General features: G+C 70.2%; 19 protein-coding genes. 5 read left to right on the forward strand and 14 right to left on the reverse strand.

The features are described 5' to 3' along the window. Nucleotides 1-69 precede the first annotated feature (69 nt). The 8 genes from rsfS to rplU form a co-directional block, all read right to left on the reverse strand. On the reverse strand, nucleotides 70-450 hold the full coding sequence (gene rsfS / locus ABG085_RS09915; protein ID WP_347975585.1) for a ribosome silencing factor: 381 nt from the start codon (nucleotides 448-450) through the stop codon (nucleotides 70-72). Beyond that, entirely contained in the window at nucleotides 450-1,775 is a 1,326-nt protein-coding gene (locus ABG085_RS09920; RefSeq protein ID WP_347975586.1) for a hypothetical protein, read from the reverse strand. Before ABG085_RS09920 ends, rsfS begins: the two co-directional genes overlap by 1 nt. Next, nucleotides 1,772-2,368, reverse strand: coding sequence for a nicotinate-nucleotide adenylyltransferase (gene nadD, locus ABG085_RS09925; RefSeq protein ID WP_347975587.1), 597 nt, complete (start codon nucleotides 2,366-2,368; stop codon nucleotides 1,772-1,774). Before nadD ends, ABG085_RS09920 begins: the two co-directional genes overlap by 4 nt. A gap of 9 nt (nucleotides 2,369-2,377) precedes the next feature. Next, a complete protein-coding gene (locus ABG085_RS09930) occupies nucleotides 2,378-2,602 on the reverse strand; it encodes a hypothetical protein (RefSeq protein WP_347975588.1) in 225 nt (74 codons plus the stop codon). Between the two features lie 152 nt (nucleotides 2,603-2,754). Continuing rightward, complete coding sequence (proB, locus tag ABG085_RS09935) at nucleotides 2,755-3,597, reverse strand: glutamate 5-kinase (protein ID WP_347975589.1); 843 nt, start codon at nucleotides 3,595-3,597, stop codon at nucleotides 2,755-2,757. Next, nucleotides 3,594-5,102, reverse strand: a complete 1,509-nt coding sequence (gene obgE, locus ABG085_RS09940) for a GTPase ObgE (RefSeq protein WP_347975590.1) — start codon at nucleotides 5,100-5,102, stop codon at nucleotides 3,594-3,596. Before obgE ends, proB begins: the two co-directional genes overlap by 4 nt. A 106-nt stretch (nucleotides 5,103-5,208) precedes the next feature. Then, nucleotides 5,209-5,466: a 50S ribosomal protein L27 gene (rpmA, locus tag ABG085_RS09945; RefSeq protein WP_163617259.1), complete on the reverse strand. Its 258-nt coding sequence runs from the start codon at nucleotides 5,464-5,466 to the stop codon at nucleotides 5,209-5,211. 20 nt (nucleotides 5,467-5,486) lie between these two features. Beyond that, the gene (rplU, locus tag ABG085_RS09950; protein ID WP_204260017.1) at nucleotides 5,487-5,795 is read right to left on the reverse strand and encodes a 50S ribosomal protein L21; all 309 of its coding nucleotides are present in this window, start codon (nucleotides 5,793-5,795) and stop codon (nucleotides 5,487-5,489) included. A gap of 157 nt (nucleotides 5,796-5,952) precedes the next feature. Here rplU and ABG085_RS09955 point away from each other — a divergent pair, with 157 nt between their 5' ends. Beyond that, complete coding sequence (locus tag ABG085_RS09955) at nucleotides 5,953-6,219, forward strand: DUF4031 domain-containing protein (protein WP_163617260.1); 267 nt, start codon at nucleotides 5,953-5,955, stop codon at nucleotides 6,217-6,219. A 4-nt stretch (nucleotides 6,220-6,223) separates the two neighbouring features. Here the strand turns inward: ABG085_RS09955 and ABG085_RS09960 are convergent, their stop codons facing one another. Next, on the reverse strand, nucleotides 6,224-7,321 hold the full coding sequence (locus ABG085_RS09960) for a nucleotide disphospho-sugar-binding domain-containing protein (RefSeq protein ID WP_347975591.1): 1,098 nt from the start codon (nucleotides 7,319-7,321) through the stop codon (nucleotides 6,224-6,226). A gap of 107 nt (nucleotides 7,322-7,428) precedes the next feature. Next, entirely contained in the window at nucleotides 7,429-9,807 is a 2,379-nt protein-coding gene (locus ABG085_RS09965) for an Rne/Rng family ribonuclease (RefSeq protein WP_347975592.1), read from the reverse strand. A 342-nt stretch (nucleotides 9,808-10,149) separates the two neighbouring features. Here ABG085_RS09965 and ABG085_RS09970 point away from each other — a divergent pair, with 342 nt between their 5' ends. Next, entirely contained in the window at nucleotides 10,150-10,773 is a 624-nt protein-coding gene (locus ABG085_RS09970) for a vitamin K epoxide reductase family protein (RefSeq protein ID WP_347975593.1), read from the forward strand. Between the two features lie 72 nt (nucleotides 10,774-10,845). Here the strand turns inward: ABG085_RS09970 and ndk are convergent, their stop codons facing one another. Genes ndk through ileS form a run of 4 tightly spaced genes read right to left on the reverse strand, consistent with a single transcriptional unit; the run spans nucleotide 10,846 to nucleotide 16,452 of the window. Further along, nucleotides 10,846-11,262, reverse strand: a complete 417-nt coding sequence (ndk, locus tag ABG085_RS09975) for a nucleoside-diphosphate kinase (protein WP_347975594.1) — start codon at nucleotides 11,260-11,262, stop codon at nucleotides 10,846-10,848. 23 nt (nucleotides 11,263-11,285) lie between these two features. Further along, a complete protein-coding gene (locus ABG085_RS09980) occupies nucleotides 11,286-11,699 on the reverse strand; it encodes a DUF4233 domain-containing protein (RefSeq protein ID WP_347975595.1) in 414 nt (137 codons plus the stop codon). After that, nucleotides 11,696-13,054 (reverse strand): folylpolyglutamate synthase/dihydrofolate synthase family protein, encoded by a 1,359-nt coding sequence (locus ABG085_RS09985; RefSeq protein ID WP_347975596.1) that lies wholly within the window; start codon nucleotides 13,052-13,054, stop codon nucleotides 11,696-11,698. Before ABG085_RS09985 ends, ABG085_RS09980 begins: the two co-directional genes overlap by 4 nt. After that, on the reverse strand, nucleotides 13,051-16,452 hold the full coding sequence (ileS, locus tag ABG085_RS09990; RefSeq protein WP_347975597.1) for an isoleucine--tRNA ligase: 3,402 nt from the start codon (nucleotides 16,450-16,452) through the stop codon (nucleotides 13,051-13,053). The genes ABG085_RS09985 and ileS overlap by 4 nt, the downstream gene beginning before the upstream one ends. A gap of 318 nt (nucleotides 16,453-16,770) precedes the next feature. Between ileS and ABG085_RS09995 the strand changes: the two genes are divergently transcribed. From ABG085_RS09995 to ABG085_RS10005, 3 genes are all read left to right on the forward strand, one after another. Then, on the forward strand, nucleotides 16,771-18,114 hold the full coding sequence (locus tag ABG085_RS09995) for an MFS transporter (protein ID WP_347975598.1): 1,344 nt from the start codon (nucleotides 16,771-16,773) through the stop codon (nucleotides 18,112-18,114). Between the two features lie 145 nt (nucleotides 18,115-18,259). Beyond that, nucleotides 18,260-20,854, forward strand: a complete 2,595-nt coding sequence (gene valS / locus ABG085_RS10000; RefSeq protein WP_347975599.1) for a valine--tRNA ligase — start codon at nucleotides 18,260-18,262, stop codon at nucleotides 20,852-20,854. A gap of 1 nt (nucleotide 20,855) precedes the next feature. Further along, entirely contained in the window at nucleotides 20,856-21,104 is a 249-nt protein-coding gene (locus ABG085_RS10005) for a hypothetical protein (protein WP_347975600.1), read from the forward strand. Nucleotides 21,105-21,116 lie beyond the last annotated feature (12 nt).

Consider the following 21,116-nt stretch of genomic DNA (forward strand, 5'->3'; position numbering starts at 1 on the left):
ATGCTGCTCCCGCTCTCGCGAGGCAACTCGTCAAGCTTACAACATTCCGAGCGGTGCTCCGAACCAGCGTCAGTCCTCGGCGGCCGCCGGCGCGGGGACATCTACCGGCACGACGGGGCAGTCCTTCCACAGGCGCTCGAGCCCGTAGTAGATGCGCTCCTCCTCGTGGAAGACGTGCACCACCAGGTCGCCGAAGTCGATCAGCACCCACCGCGATTCCTGGCGGCCTTCCCGCCGGAGGCGCTTGTAGCCGGCCTCGAGGAGCTTGTCCTCGATCTCGTCCGCGATCGCCGCCACGTTGCGCTCGCTGCGCCCCGTGACGAGCAGGAAGATGTCGACCAGCGGAAGGGGCTCCGACACGTCGAGGGCGACGAGGTCCTCGCCGCCCTTCGCGTCCGCCGCCGCTGCGGCGATCTGCAGCATGTCATGTGACTGCGCACTCGCGACCATTAGAAGACTCCTGTCGCAAAGGCGAGGATGAGGACGCCGACCAGCGCGAGGGCGAGGACACCCGCCGTGATGGCGAGCGACATCATGAGCTTGCCGCCCTTCTCGGGCGTGGGTGGCTTGATGACTTCGCCCGGCGTCTTGACCGTGCTCACGGCGGCGCTGGCGGCGATGGGCGTCGGCGACGAGTGCGACGGCAGCTCGCCGTCGACCAGCGTGGCGTCGATCTCCTTGCCGTCGGCCGTGCCCTTGGCGTGGCCGGTCGAACCGAGACCCTCCGGCAGATTGAACGTGCCGGTGATGATGACCTCGCCCGTCGAGGTGACCGGAGCCACCAGCGGCGCGACTTCGGGCGCCTGCGAGACGATCAACGTGTTGGGGATCGCAATGGATCCCGTCGTCCGCGACAGCAGCTGGTCGAACGACGGCGGGAATTCGACCGCCGTCGGCGCCGGGGCAGCGGGCGCCTGGTCGAGGAGGCTGGCGCCGAGGAGCGGGCTGACCGCTTTGGGTGCCGGCTCATCGACGTCATCTTCGGCGGTCGTGGTGTCGCCGGCCGGGTTGTAGCCGAAGACGTCCGCGAACGGCTGGTCGTCGTCCTCTTTCTGGAACTCGGGCGCCTGCGGGGCCGCGGAGAAAGCAGGAAGGGCGACCGGTGCGGAGGCGGCAGGCTGCTGCCAGCTCGGCGCCGGCTCGGCCGCTGCGGGCTCGGACTCGCGCGGCAGGCCGAAAAGCGCGTGCATGCCGCTGTCGGTCGTCACCTCGGAGTCGTTGGGCGGTGCGGTGACCAGCGGGCTCTCGGGCTCGCGGAACGGCGCCGGCGGCGGGGGCGCGACGGGGAAGGCGAACGCGGGGACCGTTCCGGACGTCGCCGCCGCATGGGCCGCGACGACCTCGGGGGTGATGACGGGCACCGAGGCGGTGCGGATGCGCTCCTGCTGGCGCGCCTGGCGACGCGTGAGCGGGGATACTCCGAGATCGACGGCCGAGTCGGGCATGGGCGCCGGTGCGACGGCGACCGGCTCGGCGGGCCGTGGGAAGGGCGCGGCCGTGACCGGCGCTGCGGCGAACGGTGACGCGGTGACAGGCGCCGGCGTGACGGGCGCTGCGGCGAACGGCGCCGGGGCGACGGGTGCGCCGGAGAACGGCGACGGCGGCGGCGAGATCGGCTCTGCGACCGGCGCGGGCTCGACCGGCGCGGCCGAGGCCTCGGCGGGCTCGTCCGACTCCGGGTCCTCCGAGATCACGGGATTGGATCCCGTGTTCCGCAGTTCACGGATCTGCTTACGGGTGAGGGCTGGCGTTGCCGGGTGCTCGGGTGTACTCATTCCTTGCTCCGGTAGAGATGATGCTTCGCAATGTATTGGACGACCCCGTCAGGCACGAGGTACCACACGGGGTGTCCTCGCTGAACTCGATCACGGCAGTCCGTCGACGAGATGGCGAGGGCGGGGATCTCGAGCTGACTGACGTCGTCGCTGGGCAGGCCGTCCGTGTTCAGAACGTGTCCGGGCCTGGACACGGCAACGAAGTGGGCGAGGTCCCACAACTCATCATGGTCTCTCCAACTGAGAATTTGCGCTATGGCATCCGCGCCCGTGATGAAGAACAGCTCCGCGTCGGGCCGCTGGGCCTTCAGATCGCGGAGCGTGTCGATGGTGTAGGTGGGGCCGTCCCGGTCGATGTCGACGCGGCTGACGGTGAATCGGGGATTGGATGCCGTGGCGATGACGGTCATCAGATAGCGGTGTTCGCTCGGCGAGACCTCGGTCTTCTGCCAGGGCTCACCGGTCGGCACGAAGATGACCTCATCGAGGTCGAACCACTGCGCGACCTCACTGGCCGCCACCAGGTGCCCGTGGTGGACGGGATCGAACGTCCCGCCCATCACCCCGACCCTCGGAGCCGTCGTCACCGACATGCAGCCGCCTCAGTGACCGTGCCCCGCTCGCTGTACGTCGTCGGCGTGGGCCCTCGCGTATGCCTCCGCCTTGTGGGAGTGGCGGTTCGCCACGTTGCGGTACGACAGGGTCACGAGCGCCAGTGCGGCGAAGACCACCACCGCGACGATGCCGTAGCCGACTGTCTCGAGGGCGACGTTGCCGTGCTGCTCGGACTCCTCGGCAGCGAGGGCGATGATCGTGGCGAGTGTCATTCGTGCTCCGTTCGGGTTCGCCGCGAGGGCGCGGGACGGGTCAAGTCTATTCCGTTACGCGCGTACCTGCCCGGCACCCCGCGCGAACCGCTCCGAGCGAGTGGTGGAACCGGGGAACAGCATCCGTCCCCGTGCTCGTGGAGACGGTGCCGTCATCCGCCCAGCGCGTCGACCGCCGTGCGCACCGGACCCGTGGCGGCGGGCGCCGCGGGCTCGGGGTTGGGCTGGAACCAGGTGCCGATCTCGTCGCCCGAGAGCGCTTCTCCGACGAGGTCGGCACTCGTGACGAGGACGCCGATTCCGGATGCCGCGGCCAGTCGCGCCGCCGACACCTTGGTCGCCGCTCCCCCGGTGCCGACGCTGTTGACGACCACCGAGCCGAACTCGAAGCCGTGCAGGTCGTCGCCGTACGCGACGCGCGTGATCGGGGTCGCGCCGGGCTCGTCCGGCGGGCGCGTGTAGAGGCACTCGATGTCGCTCAGCAGAACCAGCACGTCGGCCCCGATCAGCTGGGCCACGAGCGCGGCGAGCCGGTCGTTGTCGCCGAACCGGATCTCGTGCGTCGCGACCGTGTCGTTCTCGTTCACGATCGGGAGGATCCGCAGCCCGAGGAGCCGCTCCATCGCACGACGGGCGTTCGAGCGGTGCATCGGGTTCTCGAGGTCTCCTGCCGTCAGCAGCACCTGGCCCGCCACGATGCGGAACGGGCGCAGCGCATCCTGGTAGCGGTAGATGAGCACGTTCTGCCCGACCGCCGCCGCGGCCTGCTGGGTGGCGAGGTCGCTCGGGCGCTCATCGAGCAGGAGGTACGGCATCCCGGTCGCGATGGCTCCCGACGAGACGAGCACGACCTCCGCGCCGCGCCCGTGGGCGGCGGCGAGGGCGTCGACGAGCGGCTTGATCTTGTGGGCGTTGTCCCCGCTGATCGATGACGAGCCGACCTTGACGACGACGCGGCGAGCTGCCGGGATGTCGCGGCGCTCGCGCGCGCTCACTCGGCGTCCTCCTCGTTTCGGTAGCGCTCCGCGATGCGCTCGGCCTCGAGCTCGGCGCGCGCCTCGGCCTTCGCGTCCATCATGTCGTGGTATTTCTCACGACGCTCGGACGTGGTGCGGCGGGTGTCGCGCAGCAGGCGCGGATCCGTGCCGCGGGGCGCGGCCATCAGCTCGGCGTTCGACGAGATCGACGGTTCCCAGTCGAAGACGATGCCGTCGCCCTCGCCGATGACGACGGTGGCGCCGGGGGTCGCACCGGCGCGGAACAGCTCGAGCTCGACGCCGAGCTTCTCCAGGCGGTCGCCGAGGTAGCCCACCGCCTCCTCGTTCTGGAAGTCGGTCTGCTGCACCCACTTGAGCGGCTTGTCGCCCAGGATGCGGTAGATGTTGCCGTAGGTGCCGCCCTCGACACGCACCGAGAACTCCTTCTGCGTGCCCCGGGGTCGGATGACGATGCGCTCCGGGGCCGGCGTCGCAGCGAGCGTCGCGCGGTGCTGGGCGACGATGTCACCCAGGGCGAACGTGAGCTGTCGCAGCCCCTCGTGGCTCACCGTGGAGATCTCGAACACGCGGAAGCCGCGGGCCTCGAGATCGGGGCGCACCAGGTCGGCGAGTTCCTTCGCCTCCGGGACGTCCACCTTGTTGAGCGCGATGAGCTGCGGGCGCTCCAGCAGGGGGATCTGCCCCTCGGGGACCGGGTAGGCGGCGAGCTCGGCGAGGATGACCTCGAGGTCGCTCAGCGGGTCGCGGCCGGGTTCCAGCGTCGCGCAGTCGAGGACGTGCACGAGCGCCGTGCAGCGCTCGACGTGGCGCAGGAACTCGAGCCCGAGGCCCTTGCCCTCGCTCGCGCCCTCGATGAGGCCGGGCACGTCCGCGACGGTGTACCGCTGCTCCCCCGCCTGGACGACACCGAGATTCGGGTGCAGCGTCGTGAACGGATAGTCGGCGATCTTGGGACGGGCCGCCGAGATCGCCGCGATGAGGCTGGACTTGCCCGCCGAGGGGAAGCCGACGAGTGCGACATCCGCGACCGTCTTCAGCTCGAGGAGGACGTCGCCCTCCCACCCGGGCGTGCCGAGGAGGGCGAAGCCGGGCGCCTTGCGCTTGGGGTTGGCGAGCGCGGCGTTGCCGAGCCCGCCCAGGCCGCCGGGGGCGGCCACGAAGCGCATGCCCGGCTCGATCATGTCGACGAGCGTCTCGCCGGACTCGTCCTTGACGACCGTGCCGACCGGCACGAGCAGCTCGAGCGTCTCGCCCGCGGCGCCGGAGCGGTGATCTCCCATGCCGAACCCGCCGTTGCCGGCTGAGCGGTGCGGCGAGTGGTGGTACGACAGCAGGGTCGTGACCTGCGGGTCGGCGACGAGCACCACGTCACCACCGTGACCGCCGTTGCCGCCGTCGGGACCGGCGAGCGGCTTGAACTTCTCGCGCTTGACCGACACGCAGCCGTTGCCGCCCTTGCCGGCGCGCAGATGCAGCGTCACTCGGTCGACGAACGTGACCATGCGGTCCCCCTGAGGTGTGGATGCCTGCCCGGCGCACCGGGCGGGCGATAAAGGGAAGGGGCGAGCCGAAGCCCGCCCCTTCCGGAAGTCTGTGCGACTCGCTGGATTACTGCGCAGCCGCCACGATGTTGACGACCTTGCGGCCGCCCTTCTTGCCGAACTCGACCGCGCCGGCGGCGAGAGCGAACAGCGTGTCGTCGCCACCACGGCCGACGTTGGCGCCCGGGTGGAAGTGCGTGCCGCGCTGACGGACGATGATCTCGCCTGCGAGGACCTGCTGGCCGCCGAAGCGCTTCACGCCCAGTCGCTGAGCGTTGGAGTCACGACCGTTGCGGGTGGAGCTTGCGCCCTTTTTGTGTGCCATCTCTGCGTCTCTTCCTGGACTTACTTGATGCCGGTGACCTTGACGCGCGTGAGGTCCTGACGGTGCCCCTGGCGCTTCTTGTAACCGGTCTTGTTCTTGAACTTCTGGATCACGATCTTCGGGCCGCGCTCCTCACCGAGCACCTCGGCGGTCACCGTGACCTTCGCGAGCTTGTCGGCGTCGGTCGTGACGGCGTCACCGTCGACGAACAGCACCGCGGGGAGCTCGATCTTGTCGCCGATCTTGGCGGCCTGGCGGTCGAGGACGACGATGGTGCCGACCTCCACCTTCTCCTGCCGGCCTCCGGCGCGCACAACTGCGTAAACCACTTCACACCTGTTTCTTCTGGGAGCGCACGCGCTCATGACGTCATCAAAGACCTGGTGCGGATATCTCGACGCACCAAAGGTCTACTTTATCAGATGCTCGGACAGACCGCGAAAGCGCGCCCGCCCCGTGTCGCGACCCGGCCCGTAGGATCTGCATGTGGCCATCTTGATCGACGATCCTCGCTGGCCGGCGCACGGGCGGCTCTGGGCGCATCTGGTCACCGATTCCGACCTCGACGAGCTGCACGCCTTCGCCGCAGCGAACGGGATTCCCCGCCGCGGCTTCGACCTGGATCACTACGACGTGCCGGAAGAGGCGCACGCGCGGCTGATCGCCGCGGGCGCGCAGCACGTCACCGGCCACGAGCTCGTCCGGCGCCTGATCGCCTCGGGACTCCGCGTGCGGGCGCGCGATCGCCGCTGACGCCTCAGCGGGACGCGGATGCCGACAGTTCGAGCACGGAGGCCGCGCGCGCAGGTCCGTCGAGACGGCGGACGGCCTCGCCCAGCCGGCGTGCGCGATCGCGCATCGCCCGGTCACCGAGTGCCGCACCGATCGCCCGGCGGATCTCGGTGGGCTCGGCGCGGCGCGACATCGTGACGCCGACGCCCGCGCGCGCCACGGCACGTCCCATCCGCGGCTGATCCGAGGTCGCGTCCAGCGGCAGGGCGAGCACCGGAACCCCGTGCGCGAGCGCCGCCAGCGTGGTGCCGTGGCCACCGTGACCCACCAGCAGCGATGCGCGTGGGAGCAGCTCGTCGTGCGGCATCCATTGGTGCACCTCTACGCCGCGCGGGGCGGCGACCTCACGGGGCGACATCGCCGGTCCCAGCGTCGCCACGACCCTGGCGTCCAGACCGTCCACGGCGTCGAGCACCCGCCGCCACGTCTCGGCGAGGCCGGCGAAGCGGAAGGTGCTGAGGCTCACCACGACGGTGGGCTCCGTGGGAGCCGCATCCGCCCGGGCGCGGCTCATCGCGCCGGCGTACACGACCGCGCCCGGCGAGGCCGACAGCGCCGGCTGAGGCGGGAACGGGGCTGCAAGACCAGGGACGGATGCCACGACGATCGGCACCGCGTGCGTCCGGGGCCGACCCACCCGCAGCCCGCGGGGCCAGACCATCGCGCCGAGCGCGCGGAAGCCGGGCGTCAGGAATCCGTGCATCGTGTGCTCGAGCACCGCGAAGCGCTGCTCCATCCGGTCGAGGACGTCCAGGACGGCGAACAGCATGCAGTCCACGACGACGACGTCGGCCGGACCCGCGGCGAGCTGCGACAGCGTGTCGTCGGCGAGCCCGCGATCGGTGAAGAGTCGCAGCATCCCCGCCGGACGCGGGTCCAGGACGAAGCCGGGTGCACTGGCGTAGGCGGTGAAGCGCAGTCCGGCGGCCCGGTACGCGGCGGCCTGCGAGTCGTGTCCGAGAACACGCACGTCGTGGCCGCGCTGCAGGAGAGCGCGCGCGATCGCGATGGTGGGCATGCGGTTGCCTCCGCCGTCCCACGTCACGAACACGTAGCGCGCCATGGCGCCCCCGTTTCCCCGGCCCCGCGCTCACCTTAGCGAGCGCGCGCCCGCGGCGACAGAGGTCCCGCTCCCGGCCCGGCGAGGGCCGCACCGGGAGCGCGGGCGCCTCAGTCCTCGGAGGTGGTGTGCGGCACCGGGGTGCCGGTCAGCGCCGCGGTGGTCACGCGGCGCCGCGAGCGGCCCTGACCGGGCGCCTTGGGCTCGGGAAGAGCGTTCAGCACCGAGTCCAGCAGCAGGTCCTTCTCGGTCCGGGACTCCTTCTTCGAGCCGGACTCCTGGCGCTTCTTGCGCTGCTTCTTGGGTCGCTCGGCCGGTGCTTGCTCCACCACGGGTTCCGGCTCGGCCGCGGGGGCCTCGTCGTTGTGGTGGATCGTGGATGCCGCGATCTGCGCGAGCGCCGACTTCACGCCCTCGGTGATGACGTGCGTGCCGTTGGAGCCGCCGTTCGCGGGAGCGGGCGCGCCGCCGCGCGGGCGGCGTGCCGAGGTGGGCGCGGCTGCGGGTGCGCGGTGCTTGACGACGGGATCGTGGTGCACGATGACACCCCTCCCGGCGCAGACCTCGCACGCCTCGCTGAAGGTCTCGAGCAGGCCGAGCCCCAGCTTCTTGCGCGTCATCTGCACGAGGCCGAGCGAGGTCACCTCTGCCACCTGGTGCTTCGTCCGGTCGCGGCTCAGGCACTCGACGAGGCGGCGCAGCACGAGATCGCGGTTGGACTCGAGGACCATGTCGATGAAGTCGACGACGATGATGCCGCCGATGTCGCGCAGCCGCAGCTGGCGGACGATCTCTTCCGCTGCCTCGAGGTTGTTCTTGGTGACGGTCTCTTCGAGGTTGCCGCCGGAGCCGACGAACTTCCCGGTGTTGACGTCGACGACCGTCATCGCCTCGGTGCGGTCGATGACCAGCGAGCCGCCCGAGGGCAGCCAGACCTTGCGGTCGAGTGCCTTCTCGATCTGCTCGGTGACACGGAACGCATCGAACGGGTCCTGGTCGCCCTCGTAGCGCTCGACGCGATCGAGGAGGTCCGGAGCGACCGACTCGAGGTACTTCGAGATGGTGTGGTGCGCGTCCTCGCCCTGGATGAGCATCTTCGAGAAGTCCTCGTTGAAGACGTCGCGGACGATCTTGACCAGAAGGTCGGGCTCGGAGTGCAGCAGCGCCGGCGCCTGGATCGTCTCGATCTGCTTCGAGATGTGCTCCCACTGGTTGGTGAGGCGCTGCACGTCGCGGGTCAGCTGGTCCTCGGTGGCGCCCTCGGCCGCCGTGCGGACGATGACACCCGACGACTCGGGCAGCACCTCCTTGAGGATCTTCTTGAGGCGCGCACGCTCGGTGTCGGGGAGCTTCCGCGAGATGCCGTTCATCGCGCCGCCGGGCACGTAGACCAGGTAGCGGCCGGGGAGCGAGATCTGGCTGGTCAGGCGCGCGCCCTTGTGGCCGACGGGGTCCTTCGTCACCTGCACGAGCACGCGGTCGCCGGTCTTCAGCGCCAGCTCGATGCGGCGCGGCTGGTTGCCGGTCTCGACGGCATCCCAATCCACCTCGCCGGAGTAGAGCACGGCGTTGCGGCCGCGCCCGATGTCGACGAAGGCGGCCTCCATGCTGGGGAGCACGTTCTGCACACGGCCGAGGTACACGTTGCCGATGAGCGACGCGTCCTGGTTGCGTGCGACGTAGTGCTCGACGAGGACGTTGTCCTCCTGCACGGCGATCTGGATGCGACCGTTGCGCGAACGCACGATCATCTGGCGATCGACCGACTCGCGGCGGGCGAGGAACTCCGCCTCGGTCACGACGGCGCGGCGGCGCCCGGCCTCACGGCCGTCACGGCGGCGCTGCTTCTTCGCCTCGAGGCGGGTCGACCCCTTGATGCGCTGCGGCTCGGTGATGAGCTCGACCGCGCGCTGACGGGGCTGCACGGGCTCCGCGGGAGCGGATGCCTCTTCCCGGCCTTCGCCGCCACGACGGCGGCTGCGCCGGCGGGAGCTGCTCGCCGAGGCGGCCGACTCGGGCTCCTCTTCCGGCTGACGCCCGGAGCGTGCCGGGAGCGGCGCGATCTCCGGCGCGTAGAAGACGAGCTGCGTCGACACCGCCGACACGAACTCCTCGGGGAGCAGGCCGAGGCTCACCGCGGTGAGGGGCTGCGGCGCCGCGTCGGGCTCCGGCTCGGGCACTGCCTCAGGCTCCGGCTGGGGCTCCGGCTGGGGCTCCGGCTCGGGCGCCGCCGCAGCCTCCGACTGGGCTGCCTCGCCGGCAGGCTCCGCGTCGACCGTTTTCGCGACATCGCCGTCGGACGACTCAGCGTCCGCGGGGGCCGTCTCGGGCGGGAACGCCTCGCCCGGCGCCGTTGTGTCGGGGGCGTCCTGCGCCGACCCGACCGACGCGTCCGCGTCGGGGATCGAGGTCACCTCGTCCCCCGCTGAGGTCAGCGGGGCGTCCGATTCGGTCTGAGGGGTGAATTCGGCATCGTTTCCATCAGCCATCACTGGCGTACTCCTAGCGGGGCGACACCGCGCGTCGCCCGGCGAAATCTCGTGCAGCGCCGCCCATGCCCACCGGACGGGGCGGTGCCGCGAACTCACTCGGTCTGCAGCGGATATCCGGCGCTAGGCGGATGCTCGCGCTGCCAAGGGCATTCGTCGCCCTGAAGTCTTCTGGTGATGATCGCCACGGCGCGGCCGCGCGTCATCGACCCCCATTATCGCACTTCCCCCGCCAGAATGCCCATTCGCGAGGGATGAGGCCCTCCCCCACGCCGCAAGGCCCTGATTTGCCACGGCGACGGGTGCGGCATCCGTGCAGATCTCGATGCCATAATCCGAGGCATGCCCGAGCAGCAGACCCACACCCGCCCGACGGGACTCGCCATCTGGCTCGTCGTCGCCGGAGTCGTCGGATGGTGGGCCGCCTTCTCGCTGACGATCGAGAAACTGCACGCTCTCGCGAATCCCGATGCGATCGCGTCGTGCGACCTCAGCGTGCTGGTGCAGTGCAGCGCGAACCTCGACTCGTGGCAGGGCAGTCTGTTCGGCTTCCCGAACCCGATCCTCGGGATCGCCGGCTGGGTCGCGCCGATCGTCGTCGGCATGGCGATCCTCGCCCGTGCCCGCTTCGCGCGCTGGTTCTGGTGGTGCTTCTGGGCCGGGATCGCGTTCGCGTTCGGGTTCGTCATCTGGCTCATCAGCCAGAGCATCTACGCGCCGAACCTGCACACCCTGTGCCCGTGGTGCATGGTGACCTGGTCGGTCACCATCCCGACGTTCTACGCGGTGACGCTGCACCTGCTGCGGGCGGGACTGGTGCCCGCCACGGAGCGCGTGCGCCAGGTGGCCGACCGGCTGATGGCCTGGGTCCCGTTGGCGACCATCCTGAGCTTCGCCGTCATCCTGCTGCTCGCGCAGCTCGAGATGAACGCGGTCGTCAACATCTGGCAGACGCTGTTCGGCTGACCGCCGCGGCGCGGCAGCGGTCAGCCGGGGCGCAGCGGTCAGCCGGCGCTATCGCTCAGCCGGCGCCATCGCTCAGCCGAACCAGATCTCCAACTCGCGCGCGGCGGACTCGGGGCTGTCGGAGCCGTGCACGAGGTTCTGCTGCACCTTGAGCCCCCAGTCCCGGCCGAAGTCACCGCGGATGGTGCCCGGAGCCGCGGTCGTCGGGTCGGTGGTGCCCGCGAGCGAGCGGAAGCCCTCGATCACGCGGTTGCCGGCCAGGCGGATGGCGACCGACGGGCCCGACATCATGAACTCGACCAAGGGCTCGTAGAACGGCTTTCCCTCGTGCTCGGCGTAGTGGCGCTCGAGCGTCTCGCGGTCGGGCTCCACGAGCCTGATGTCGACGAGGGCGTACCCCTTCGCCTCGATGCGGGCGAGGATTGCGCCGGTGAGGCCGCGTGCAACGCCGTCGGGCTTGACGAGGACGAGGGTCTCTTCGGTGGCCATGCTGGTCTCCGTTTCGGGTCGGGTCATGAGGGGGGACGGAGCGGTCCGGAAGGATCTGCCGCGAGACCGGCGTTGCGCCGGTCGAGAGCGGCTCCCTTGATCGTCGCATATCCGTACATCCCGCCGAAAATGAGCGCGACGATGGCGAGCGCCGGCACCAGGAAGGCGCCGAGCGCCACGATCACCTGCAGCACCCATCCCAGTGCGATGCCCCAGCGATAGCGGACCACGCGGGTCGTCGCGATCATCAGCAGGGCGAGGACGACGCCGGCGACGATGCCCCACCACGGCTCGATCCCCGCAGGAAGGGCCTTCAAACCGTAGAGCGCGAGGCCGGCGAGAAAAGCGACGATGGACTCGAACCCGAGCACGATCGTCGCGAGCGACTCCGCGGCGCCGCGCGGGCGCCGCGGGCGGGGTGTGCGGTCGGCGCTCATTCGCTCCACCCGGCCTTCCAGTCCTCGGCCGCCGCGAGCGTGAGGGCCTCCCCGGCGAGCAGGACAGATCCGGCGATCACGACGGCGCGCCGATCGGATGCCGCCGCCCACGCCCGTGCCGCCTCCGCGGCGTCAGCGAGGCCGCCGTGCACCGACACCCGCAGGTCATGCGCCTCGGCGAGGTCGGCGATGGCGTCCGCCTCCTCGGCGCGCTCCGAGTCGGGCGCGGTGGCGAACACGCGCGCGGCGACGGGGGCGATCTCCGCGACGATTCCGGCGGCGTCCTTGTCGGAGAGCACCCCGAGCACGACGCCCCACTCGTCGAAGTCGAACGCTTCGCGGAGCGCGGTCACCAGCGCACGCGCGCCGTGCGGGTTGTGGGCGGCGTCCACGAGAACCGTGGGCGCGGCCCCGACCAGCTGCAGGCGGCCGGGGGACGTCGCGCCGCCGAGGCCGTCCGCGAGCACGTCGCCGGCGATGCGCTGCGATCCACCGCCGACGAGCGACTCCACCGCGGCGACGGCGAGGGCGGCGTTGAAGCCCTGGTGCGCGCCGTAGAGCGGCAGGTACTCATCCTCATAGGTGCCGGCGAGGCCGCGCACGGTGATCTGCTGCCCGCCGACGGCGAGCCGCTGCTGCGCCAGTGCGAACTCGGCGCCCTCGAAGGCGATCGTGGCGCCGTGCGCGGCGGCGGCATCGCGGAGCACCGCCTCGGCGGCGGCATCCTGTCGCGCTGAGACGACGGCGGCGCCGTCCTTGATGATGCCGGCCTTGACCGCCGCGATCTCGGCGATCGTGTCGCCGAGGCGGTCGGCGTGGTCGAGGTCGATCGGAGCGAACACCGCCACGTCGCCGTCGGCGCTGTTGGTCGAGTCCCACGAGCCGCCCATGCCCACCTCGAGCACGAGCACGTCGATCGGGGCGTCGGCGAAGGCGACGAACGCGAGCACCGTGAGCAGCTCGAAGAATGTGAGCCGCGCCTCGTCGCCCGCCGCCAGTTCGGCGTCGACGAGATCGACGAACGGCGCGATCTCGTCCCACGCGTCCGCGACGGCGGCGTCGTCGATGGGCTCGCCGTCGATCATGATGCGCTCGGTGAAGCGCTCCAGATGCGGGCTCGTGAACAGGCCGGTCCGCAGGCCGTGGGCGCGCACGAGACTCTCGATCATGCGGCTGGTCGACGTCTTGCCGTTGGTGCCCGTGACGTGGATCACCCGGTACGTCTTCTGGGGGTCGTCGAGCAGCTCGAGCACCCGGCGCGTCCGCTCCACGCGGGGCTGCACCCACTGCTCGCCCTGTCGCTGCAGGAGCGCCTCGTAGACGGCGTCCGCGCGCTGCCGTTCGCGATCGCTCATCGCGCGACCTCCATCCGGCCCACCGAGACCGTGAACCCGCCGCGGTTGGCGTAGGTCCCCGCGTCGATCACCGCCTCGTACTCCACCGGAGCGTCGCCGTTGCCCGCGGCGACGAGCTCGGCGGCCCGCGAGCGCACGTTGTGCGCGACGGCGAGGGTCTCGCCCGCGACGTTCGCGACATCGAATGCGGCGGCGACCGCCTCCGCGTCCGCCGCGTCGTCGAAGAGCAGCCCGAGGCGGATGCGGTCGCTGACGTCGAATCCGGCCGCCTTGCGGGTGTCCTGCACCGCGCGGATCACGTCGCGGGCCAGGCCCTCGGCCTCGAGCTCGGGAGTCGTCGTGGTGTCGAGGAGCACGAAGCCCTCGCCCGACAGCAGCGCGATGGCCGTGCCGTCCGCGACGCCGCCCGCCTCCAGGCTGAGCTCGTACTCCCCCGGCTGCAGCGCGATGCCGTCGACGACCACGCCTCCGTCACGCTCTTCCCACACTCCCGCCTTGGCACCGGCGATGATGTGCTGCACCTGCTTGCCGAGGCGCGGGCCCACGGCACGCGCGTTGACGGTGAGGCGCTTGCTGATGCCGTAGCGCGCCGACACGTCTTCGCCCAGTTCGATCAGCTCGACCGACTTCACGTTGAGCTCGTCGCGCAGGATGCCCTCGAACTGCGCAAGAGATGCGGCATCCGTCACCGCCACGGTGAGCGTCGGAAGCGGCAGGCGCACGCGGCGGCCCTCCTTCTTGCGCAGCGCATTGGCGACGCTGGACGCCTCGCGCACGGCATCCATCGCGGTGCGGATGTCGTCTGCCGCCGGGAAGGCGTCGGCGTCGGGCCAGTCCTGCAGGTGCACGCTGCGCCCGCCGGTGAGTCCCTGCCAGACCTTCTCGGAGACGAGCGGGATGAGCGGGGCGGCGACGCGCGTCAGCGTCTCGAGCACCGTGTACAGCGTGTCGAACGCCTCGCGACTCCTGGCATCGCCGGAGACACCGACCCAGAAGCGATCGCGCGAGCGGCGGATGTACCAGTTGGTCAGCGCCTCGGTGAAGTCGCGCAGCTTCGCCGCGGCGAGCGTCGAATCCAGCGCCTCGAGGTCGGCGGCGACATCCCGCACCAGCTCGCCGGTGAGCGCGAGGATGTAGCGATCCAGCACGTCCGTCGAATCGGTGCGCCACGAGGCCTGATAGCCCCCGTCCACGGTCCCAGAGCCTGTCGAAGGGCCGCCGGCGGCGTTGGCGTAGGTCGCGAAGAAGTACCACGCGCTCCACAGGGGCAGCAGGAACTCGCGCACCCCGGCGCGGATCCCCTCCTCGGTGACGATGAGGTTGCCGCCGCGCAGGACGGAGCTCGACATCAGGAACCAGCGCATCGCGTCCGAGCCGTCGCGGTCGAACACCTCGCTGACGTCGGGATAGTTCTGCAGCGATTTCGACATCTTCAGGCCGTCGCTGCCCAGCACGATGCCGTGACACGAGACCCCGGTGAAGGCCGGCCGGTCGAACAGCGCGGTCGACAGCACGTGCATGACGTAGAACCAGCCGCGGGTCTGCCCGATGTACTCGACGATGAAATCCGCCGGTGCGTGCTCGTCGAACCACTGCTGGTTCTCGAACGGATAGTGCACCTGCGCGTACGGCATCGAGCCGGAGTCGAACCACACATCGAAGACGTCCTCGATGCGGCGCATGGTGCTGCGGCCCGTCGGGTCGTCGGGGTTCGGGCGGGTGAGGTCGTCGATGAACGGCCGATGCAGATCGACCTCGCCCTCGGCGTTGCGCGGCAGGCGACCGAAGTCGCGCTCGAGCTCCTCGAGCGAGCCGTACACGTCGACGCGGGGGTGCTCGGGGTCGTCGCTCTTCCACACCGGGATGGGCGAGCCCCAGTAGCGGTTGCGGCTCACCGACCAGTCGCGCGCCCCCTCGAGCCACTTGCCGAACTGGCCGTGCTTGACGTTCTCAGGCACCCAGGTGATCTGCTCGTTGTTCGCGAGCATGCGGTCCTTGATGTCGGTCACGCGGACGAACCAGCTCGAGACGGCGCGGTAGATGAGCGGGTTGCGGCACCGCCAGCAGTGCGGATACGAGTGCTCGTAGCTCGCCTCGCGGAGGAGGCGGCCCTCCTGGCGGAGCAGCCTGATCAGCGGGCGGTTGGCGTCCATCCACAGCTGGCCCGCGACATCCGTCGCCTGCGGCAGGAAGCGCCCTCCATCGTCGAGGCTCATGATGAGCGGGATGCCGGCGGCCTCGGTCACCCGCTGGTCGTCCTCACCGAAGGCCGGAGCCTGGTGGACGATGCCGGTGCCGTCGCCGGTGGTCACGTAGTCGTCGACGAGGATGCGCCAGGCGCTCTGCGTGCCCCAGGTCGCGGCATCCGCGTAGTAGTCGAAGAGGCGGTCGTAGGTGACGTCCTCGAGATCGGCACCGAGGACGGTCTGCTGCACCGCCTCGCGCGCGGCCTCTGCCGACTCGTAGCCGAGGTCCTTGGCGTAGCCGGCCAGCAGCTCCTCGGCGAGCAGGTACCGGTGCGACTCGGCCTCGGCGGGCTCGTCGTCGCGGTGCACATCCGCCGCGCCGTTCGGGCCGCCGGGCACGACGACGTAGCGGATGTCGGGCCTGACGGCGAGGGCGAGGTTCGTCGGCAGCGTCCAGGGTGTCGTCGTCCATGCCAGCGCCCGCACGGCGGTCAGGCCGAGCGCCTCGGCCTTCACGCCCGTCAGCGGGAACGTGACCGTGACCGAGGGATCCTGACGCATCTTGTAGACGTCGTCGTCCATGCGCAGCTCGTGCGCCGAGAGCGGCGTCTCGTCGCGCCAGCAGTACGGCAGCACGCGGTGCCCCTCGTAGGCGAGGCCCTTGTCGTAGATCGTCTTGAACGCCCAGAGCACGGACTCCATGTAGGTGAGGTCCAGCGTCTTGTAGCCGCGCTCGAAGTCGACCCAGCGCGCCTGGCGGGTGACGTAGTCCTCCCACTCGCGCGTGTACGCGAGCACCGACTCGCGAGACTTCGCGTTGAACGTGGCGATGCCCATCGCCTCGATCTCGCTCTTCTCGGTGATGCCGAGCTGCTTCATCGCCTCCAGCTCGGCGGGAAGGCCGTGCGTGTCCCAGCCGAAGACGCGATCCACCTTCTTGCCGCGCATGGTCTGGAAGCGCGGGAAGACGTCCTTGGCGTAGCCGGTGAGGAGATGGCCGTAGTGCGGCAGGCCGTTCGCGAAGGGCGGGCCGTCGTAGAAGACCCACTCGTCGGCGCCGTCGCGCTGATCGATGGACGCGCGGAAGGTCTGGTCGGCCTCCCAGAAAGCAAGGGTCTCCCGCTCGATGTCGGGGAAGCGCGGGCTGGGAACGACGGATGCAGGCGCCGCGTCGGCCGCGGGTCCGAAGGCGGAGGGGCGGGGGTAGGTCATGGTCTCTCGCAGGTGCTCGCTCGTGTGCTTCCTGCGGGGACGACATGCCTGGACCGGTGACCAGACGTACCGCGGTACCACCCTGCTTTGACGTCTCGGAACCCTCGACGGGGACCGAGCTGCCCTCTCTCACTGCGGCTGTGACGGGCCTGACCCGCTCGGTTCTAGTGGGGAATCCGCTCGCGCGGGGTCCTGTTCTTCCGAGTGCTCCCCGGTGATGGCCGGATCGACGCTGTGGAACGAGTCTACCGCGGCCGCGCAAGGGGGAATGCGGAGCACGGCGACGGGGTTTCTGGACTCGTGCCAAGATTGACATCCGTGACCGCAGCCGCACCCGAATCCGCTCTGGTTCCCGAATCCGCCCCGACGCGCCGTGTCGCGTGGGCCTCGATGGTGGGAACCTCGCTGGAATCCTTCGATTTCTACCTGTTCGCCTACTTCTCGGCGTTCTTCGTCGGGCCGCTCTTCTTCGACCCGCTCGGGCAGTTCGGTGCGACCAGCGCCGCGTTCCTGACGATCGCGCTCGCCTTCGTGGTGCGACCGATCGGCGCCGTGATCTTCGGCTACATGGGCGACCGCGTCGGCCGGCGGGCCACACTGCTGTGGACGGTGGGCATCATGGGCGTCGCCACGGGGCTCATCGGCCTCCTCCCGACGTACGCGCAGGCGGGCTGGCTCGGAGCCGCCCTCCTGATCGTGCTGCGCATCGTTCAGGGTCTGTCCCTGGGCGGCGAGTGGGGCGGCTCGATCCTGATCGCGACCGAGAACTCCGGTCCCGTCAAGCGCGCGTTCTACGCCGCGATCCCGCAGCTCGGCTCCCCTGTCGGCTCGATCCTCTCGGCGACGGTCTTCATCGTCCTCACGGCGGTGCTTCCCGCCGAGCAGATCGCGGAGTGGGGATGGCGCATCCCGTTCCTCCTTGCGATCCCGCTGCTGCTCGTCTCGCTGTACCTGCGCTGGTCGATCTCCGAGACCCCGGTGTTCGAGGGCGTCGTCGCTCAGGGTCGCCGCGACCGTGTTCCCTTCGTGACCATGTTCGCGAAGCGTCCCGGCGCGATGGCCATCGCCATCGGCGCGGCGCTGCTGGGCATCGGGTCGTACTCGCTCATGAACACCTACACGGTCAACTACGGGGTGGAGCAGCTGGGCTTCAGCTTCCAGGACCTGCTCATCGCGACGACGATCGGCGGCCTGCTGCAGCTCGTGACCATCCCGCTGTTCGGAGGGTGGGCGGCCCGCATCGGCTCGGCGCGCGTCGTGCTCTGGGGCGCGCTCGGGACGCTGCTCATCACGTTCCCGATGTACTTCCTGCTCCAGTTCGCGACCTTCCCGATCCTCGTGGCGACGATGCTGATCGGCGGCATCCTTCCGACGATGGCGTGGGCGGCGCTCGGTGGCCTCATGAACGACCTCTTCCCCGACCGCTTCCGCTACTCGGCGCTCTCTTTCGCCTACGCACTGGCCGCGACGATCAGCGGGTTCGTCCCCTACCTCACCCTCACGCTCGGTGAGGCGACGGACTACGCGTGGTGGCACCCCGGTGTGATCCTCGCGATCATGTCGGCCGTCACCCTCGTGTCCGCGTGGCTCGCCACGCGCCGTGCCGTCGAGCCCGAGCTGGCGACCGACCCCGCGAGCGCGACGGCGACCGCGACGGCCTGATCGCGACGCACCACGAACGGACGGATGCCGGCTGCCCGGCATCCGTCCGTTCCCGTGTGCCGGAACGCCCGGGCTAGAATCGAGCGACATCCCACACTCAGGCACGCTCACACAGTGCCGCACATATCGCTCGAGGAGTCCCGCCATGACCGACGCTCGCCCCGCACAGGGACCGATTCCGGACAAGCCCGCACTAGAGGGCCTCGAGGACAAGTGGGATGCGGCGTGGTCCCGGCAGGGCACCTACCTGTTCGATCGCGCGCGGGCCGCGCAGGTGGGTCGCGAGGGCGTCTACTCGGTCGACACTCCCCCGCCGACCGCGTCGGGAAGCCTTCACATCGGGCACGTCTTCTCGTTCACGCACACCGACCTCAAGGTGCGGTACGAGCGCATGCGCGGCAAGACCGTGTTCTACCCGATGGGCTGGGATGACAACGGCCTGCCCACCGAGCGCCGCGTGCAGAACTACTACGGGGTGCGCTGCGACCCGTCGCTCGCGTACGAGCCGGACTTCACGCCGCCGTTCGAGGGCGGCGACAACAAGTCGAGTCGCGCCGCCGACCAGGTGCCGATCAGCCGCCGGAACTTCATCGAGCTGTGCGAGCGGCTGACCGTCGAAGACGAGAAGCACTTCGAGGCGCTGTTCCGCCAGCTGGGGCTCAGCGTCGACTGGACCCAGACCTACCGCACCATCTCGGACGATACGATCCGCACGAGCCAGCGGGCGTTCCTGCGCAACCTCGAACGCGGCGAGGCCTACCAGGACCTGGCCCCCACCATGTGGGACATCGACTTCCGCACCGCCATCGCCCAGGCCGAGCTCGAAGAGCGCGAGCAGCCGGCAGCGTTCCACCGTGTGGCGTTCCACAAGACCGACGGCTCGGGCGATGTGCACATCGAGACGACCCGGCCCGAGCTGCTCGCGGCCTGTGTCGCGCTCGTCGCGCACCCCGACGACGAGCGCTACCAGCCGCTGTTCGGCACGACGGTACGCACCCCGCTCTTCGAGGTCGAGGTTCCGGTGCTGGCCCATCCCCTCGCCCAGCCCGACAAGGGCTCGGGCATCGCCATGATCTGCACCTTCGGCGACGTCACCGACATCATCTGGTGGCGCGAGCTGAACCTCCCCAACCGCACCATCCTCGGCCTCGACGGACGCATCGTTCCAGAGGCGCCGGAAGCGATCGAGACGGATGCCGGCACGGCGGCGTACGCGGAACTCGCCGGCAAGACGGTGTTCAGCGCGAAGAAGCGCGTGGTGGAGCTGCTCCAGGAATCCGGCGAGCTCGTCGGCGACCCCAAGCCCTTCACCCACGTCGTGAAGTTCTACGAGAAGGGCGATCGCCCGATGGAGATCGTCTCCACCCGTCAGTGGTACATCCGCAACGGCGCCCGCGACGAGGCGCTGCGCGAGAAGCTCATCACGCTCGGCAAGCAGATGTCGTGGCACCCCGATTTCATGCGCGTGCGCTTCGAAAACTGGACCAACGGCCTCACCGGCGACTGGCTCGTCTCGCGGCAGCGGTTCTTCGGCGTGCCGATCCCCGTCTGGTACGCGCTCGACGAGAACGGCGAGCGTGACTACGACCGCGTCATCACGCCCGACCACGCGTCGCTCCCCGTCGACCCGTCGATCGACGTCCCTCCGGGCTTCAGCGCCGATCAGCGCGGCGTCCCCGGTGGCTTCGAGGGCGAGAACGACATCTTCGACACGTGGGCGACCTCGTCGCTCACGCCGCAGCTCGCCGGCGGCTGGGAGCGCGACCCGGAGCTCTGGAACCTCGTCGCACCGTTCGACATGCGTCCGCAGGGCCAGGACATCATCCGCACGTGGCTCTTCTCGACGCTGCTGCGCAGCGCCCTCGAGGACGACCGGGCGCCGTGGACGGATGCCGCGATCTCGGGCTTCATCGTGGACCCCGACCGCAAGAAGATGTCGAAGTCGAAGGGCAACGTCGTCACCCCGGCCGACATCCTCTCGCAGCACGGCTCGGACGCGGTGAGGTACTGGGCGGCGTCGAGCCGTCTCGGCACCGACGCGGCCTTCGACCCGCAGAACCCGACGCAGGTGAAGATCGGCCGTCGCCTCGCGATCAAGGTGCTCAACGCGGCGAAGTTCGTGCTGTCGTTCCCCGTGCCCGAGGGCGCGCAGGTGACGCACGCGCTGGATGCCTCGATGCTCACGGCGCTGGACGCGGTGGTGCGCGACGCGACCAAGGCGCTGGACGCCTACGACCACGCGCGAGCGCTGGAGCTGACGGAGTCGTTCTTCTGGACGTTCTGCGACGACTACCTCGAGCTGGTCAAGGAGCGCGCCTACAACCAGACCGACGTGGGGCAGGCCTCGGCCGCCCTGGCGCTGCGCATCGCGCTGTCGACGCTCCTGCGGCTGTTCGCCCCGGTGCTCGCGTTCGCGGCGGAGGAGTCGTGGTCGTGGTTCAACGAGGGCTCGGTGCACAATGCGCCGTGGCCCGAGCCGCTCGGCATCGAGGGCGACCCGGCCGTGCTCCGCATCGTCGGCGAGGCGCTGATCGGCGTCCGTCGCGCGAAGACCGAGGCGAAGGTGTCGCAGAAGGCCCAGGTGTCCCACGTCACGATCGGCGCCACCGCCGATGCCATCGCGGCGCTGCGTCTGGCCGAGGGCGACCTGAAGGCCGTCGGTCGCATCGCCGAGATCCGCTACGACGGGGCCGACGCACTGTCGGTCACCGACATCGAGCTCGCACCGCAGGAGGACTGACATGCAGCTGGGAACCCGCTGGACCTCGGGCGACGAACCGCCCCGGGCCGTGCCCGAGGCGCTGCGCCGCGGCATCCGCTCGGTCGACGACACCATTCCGGGCGACCAGCTCGGTCAGCCACGTCCGCACTGGACGCTCACCTGGCTCGAGGGCAAGCCGATCGCCGAGCTCGACACCGGCGTGATCGTGACACTCGACGCCGACGGCAAAGCCGTCGCCCGGAACGATCCGGACGACGGCTTCGGCTAGACGCTTCGCACA

The sequence above is a fragment of the Microbacterium sp. ProA8 genome (assembly GCF_039905635.1).
GTDB classification, from domain to species: domain Bacteria; phylum Actinomycetota; class Actinomycetes; order Actinomycetales; family Microbacteriaceae; genus Microbacterium; species Microbacterium chionoecetis.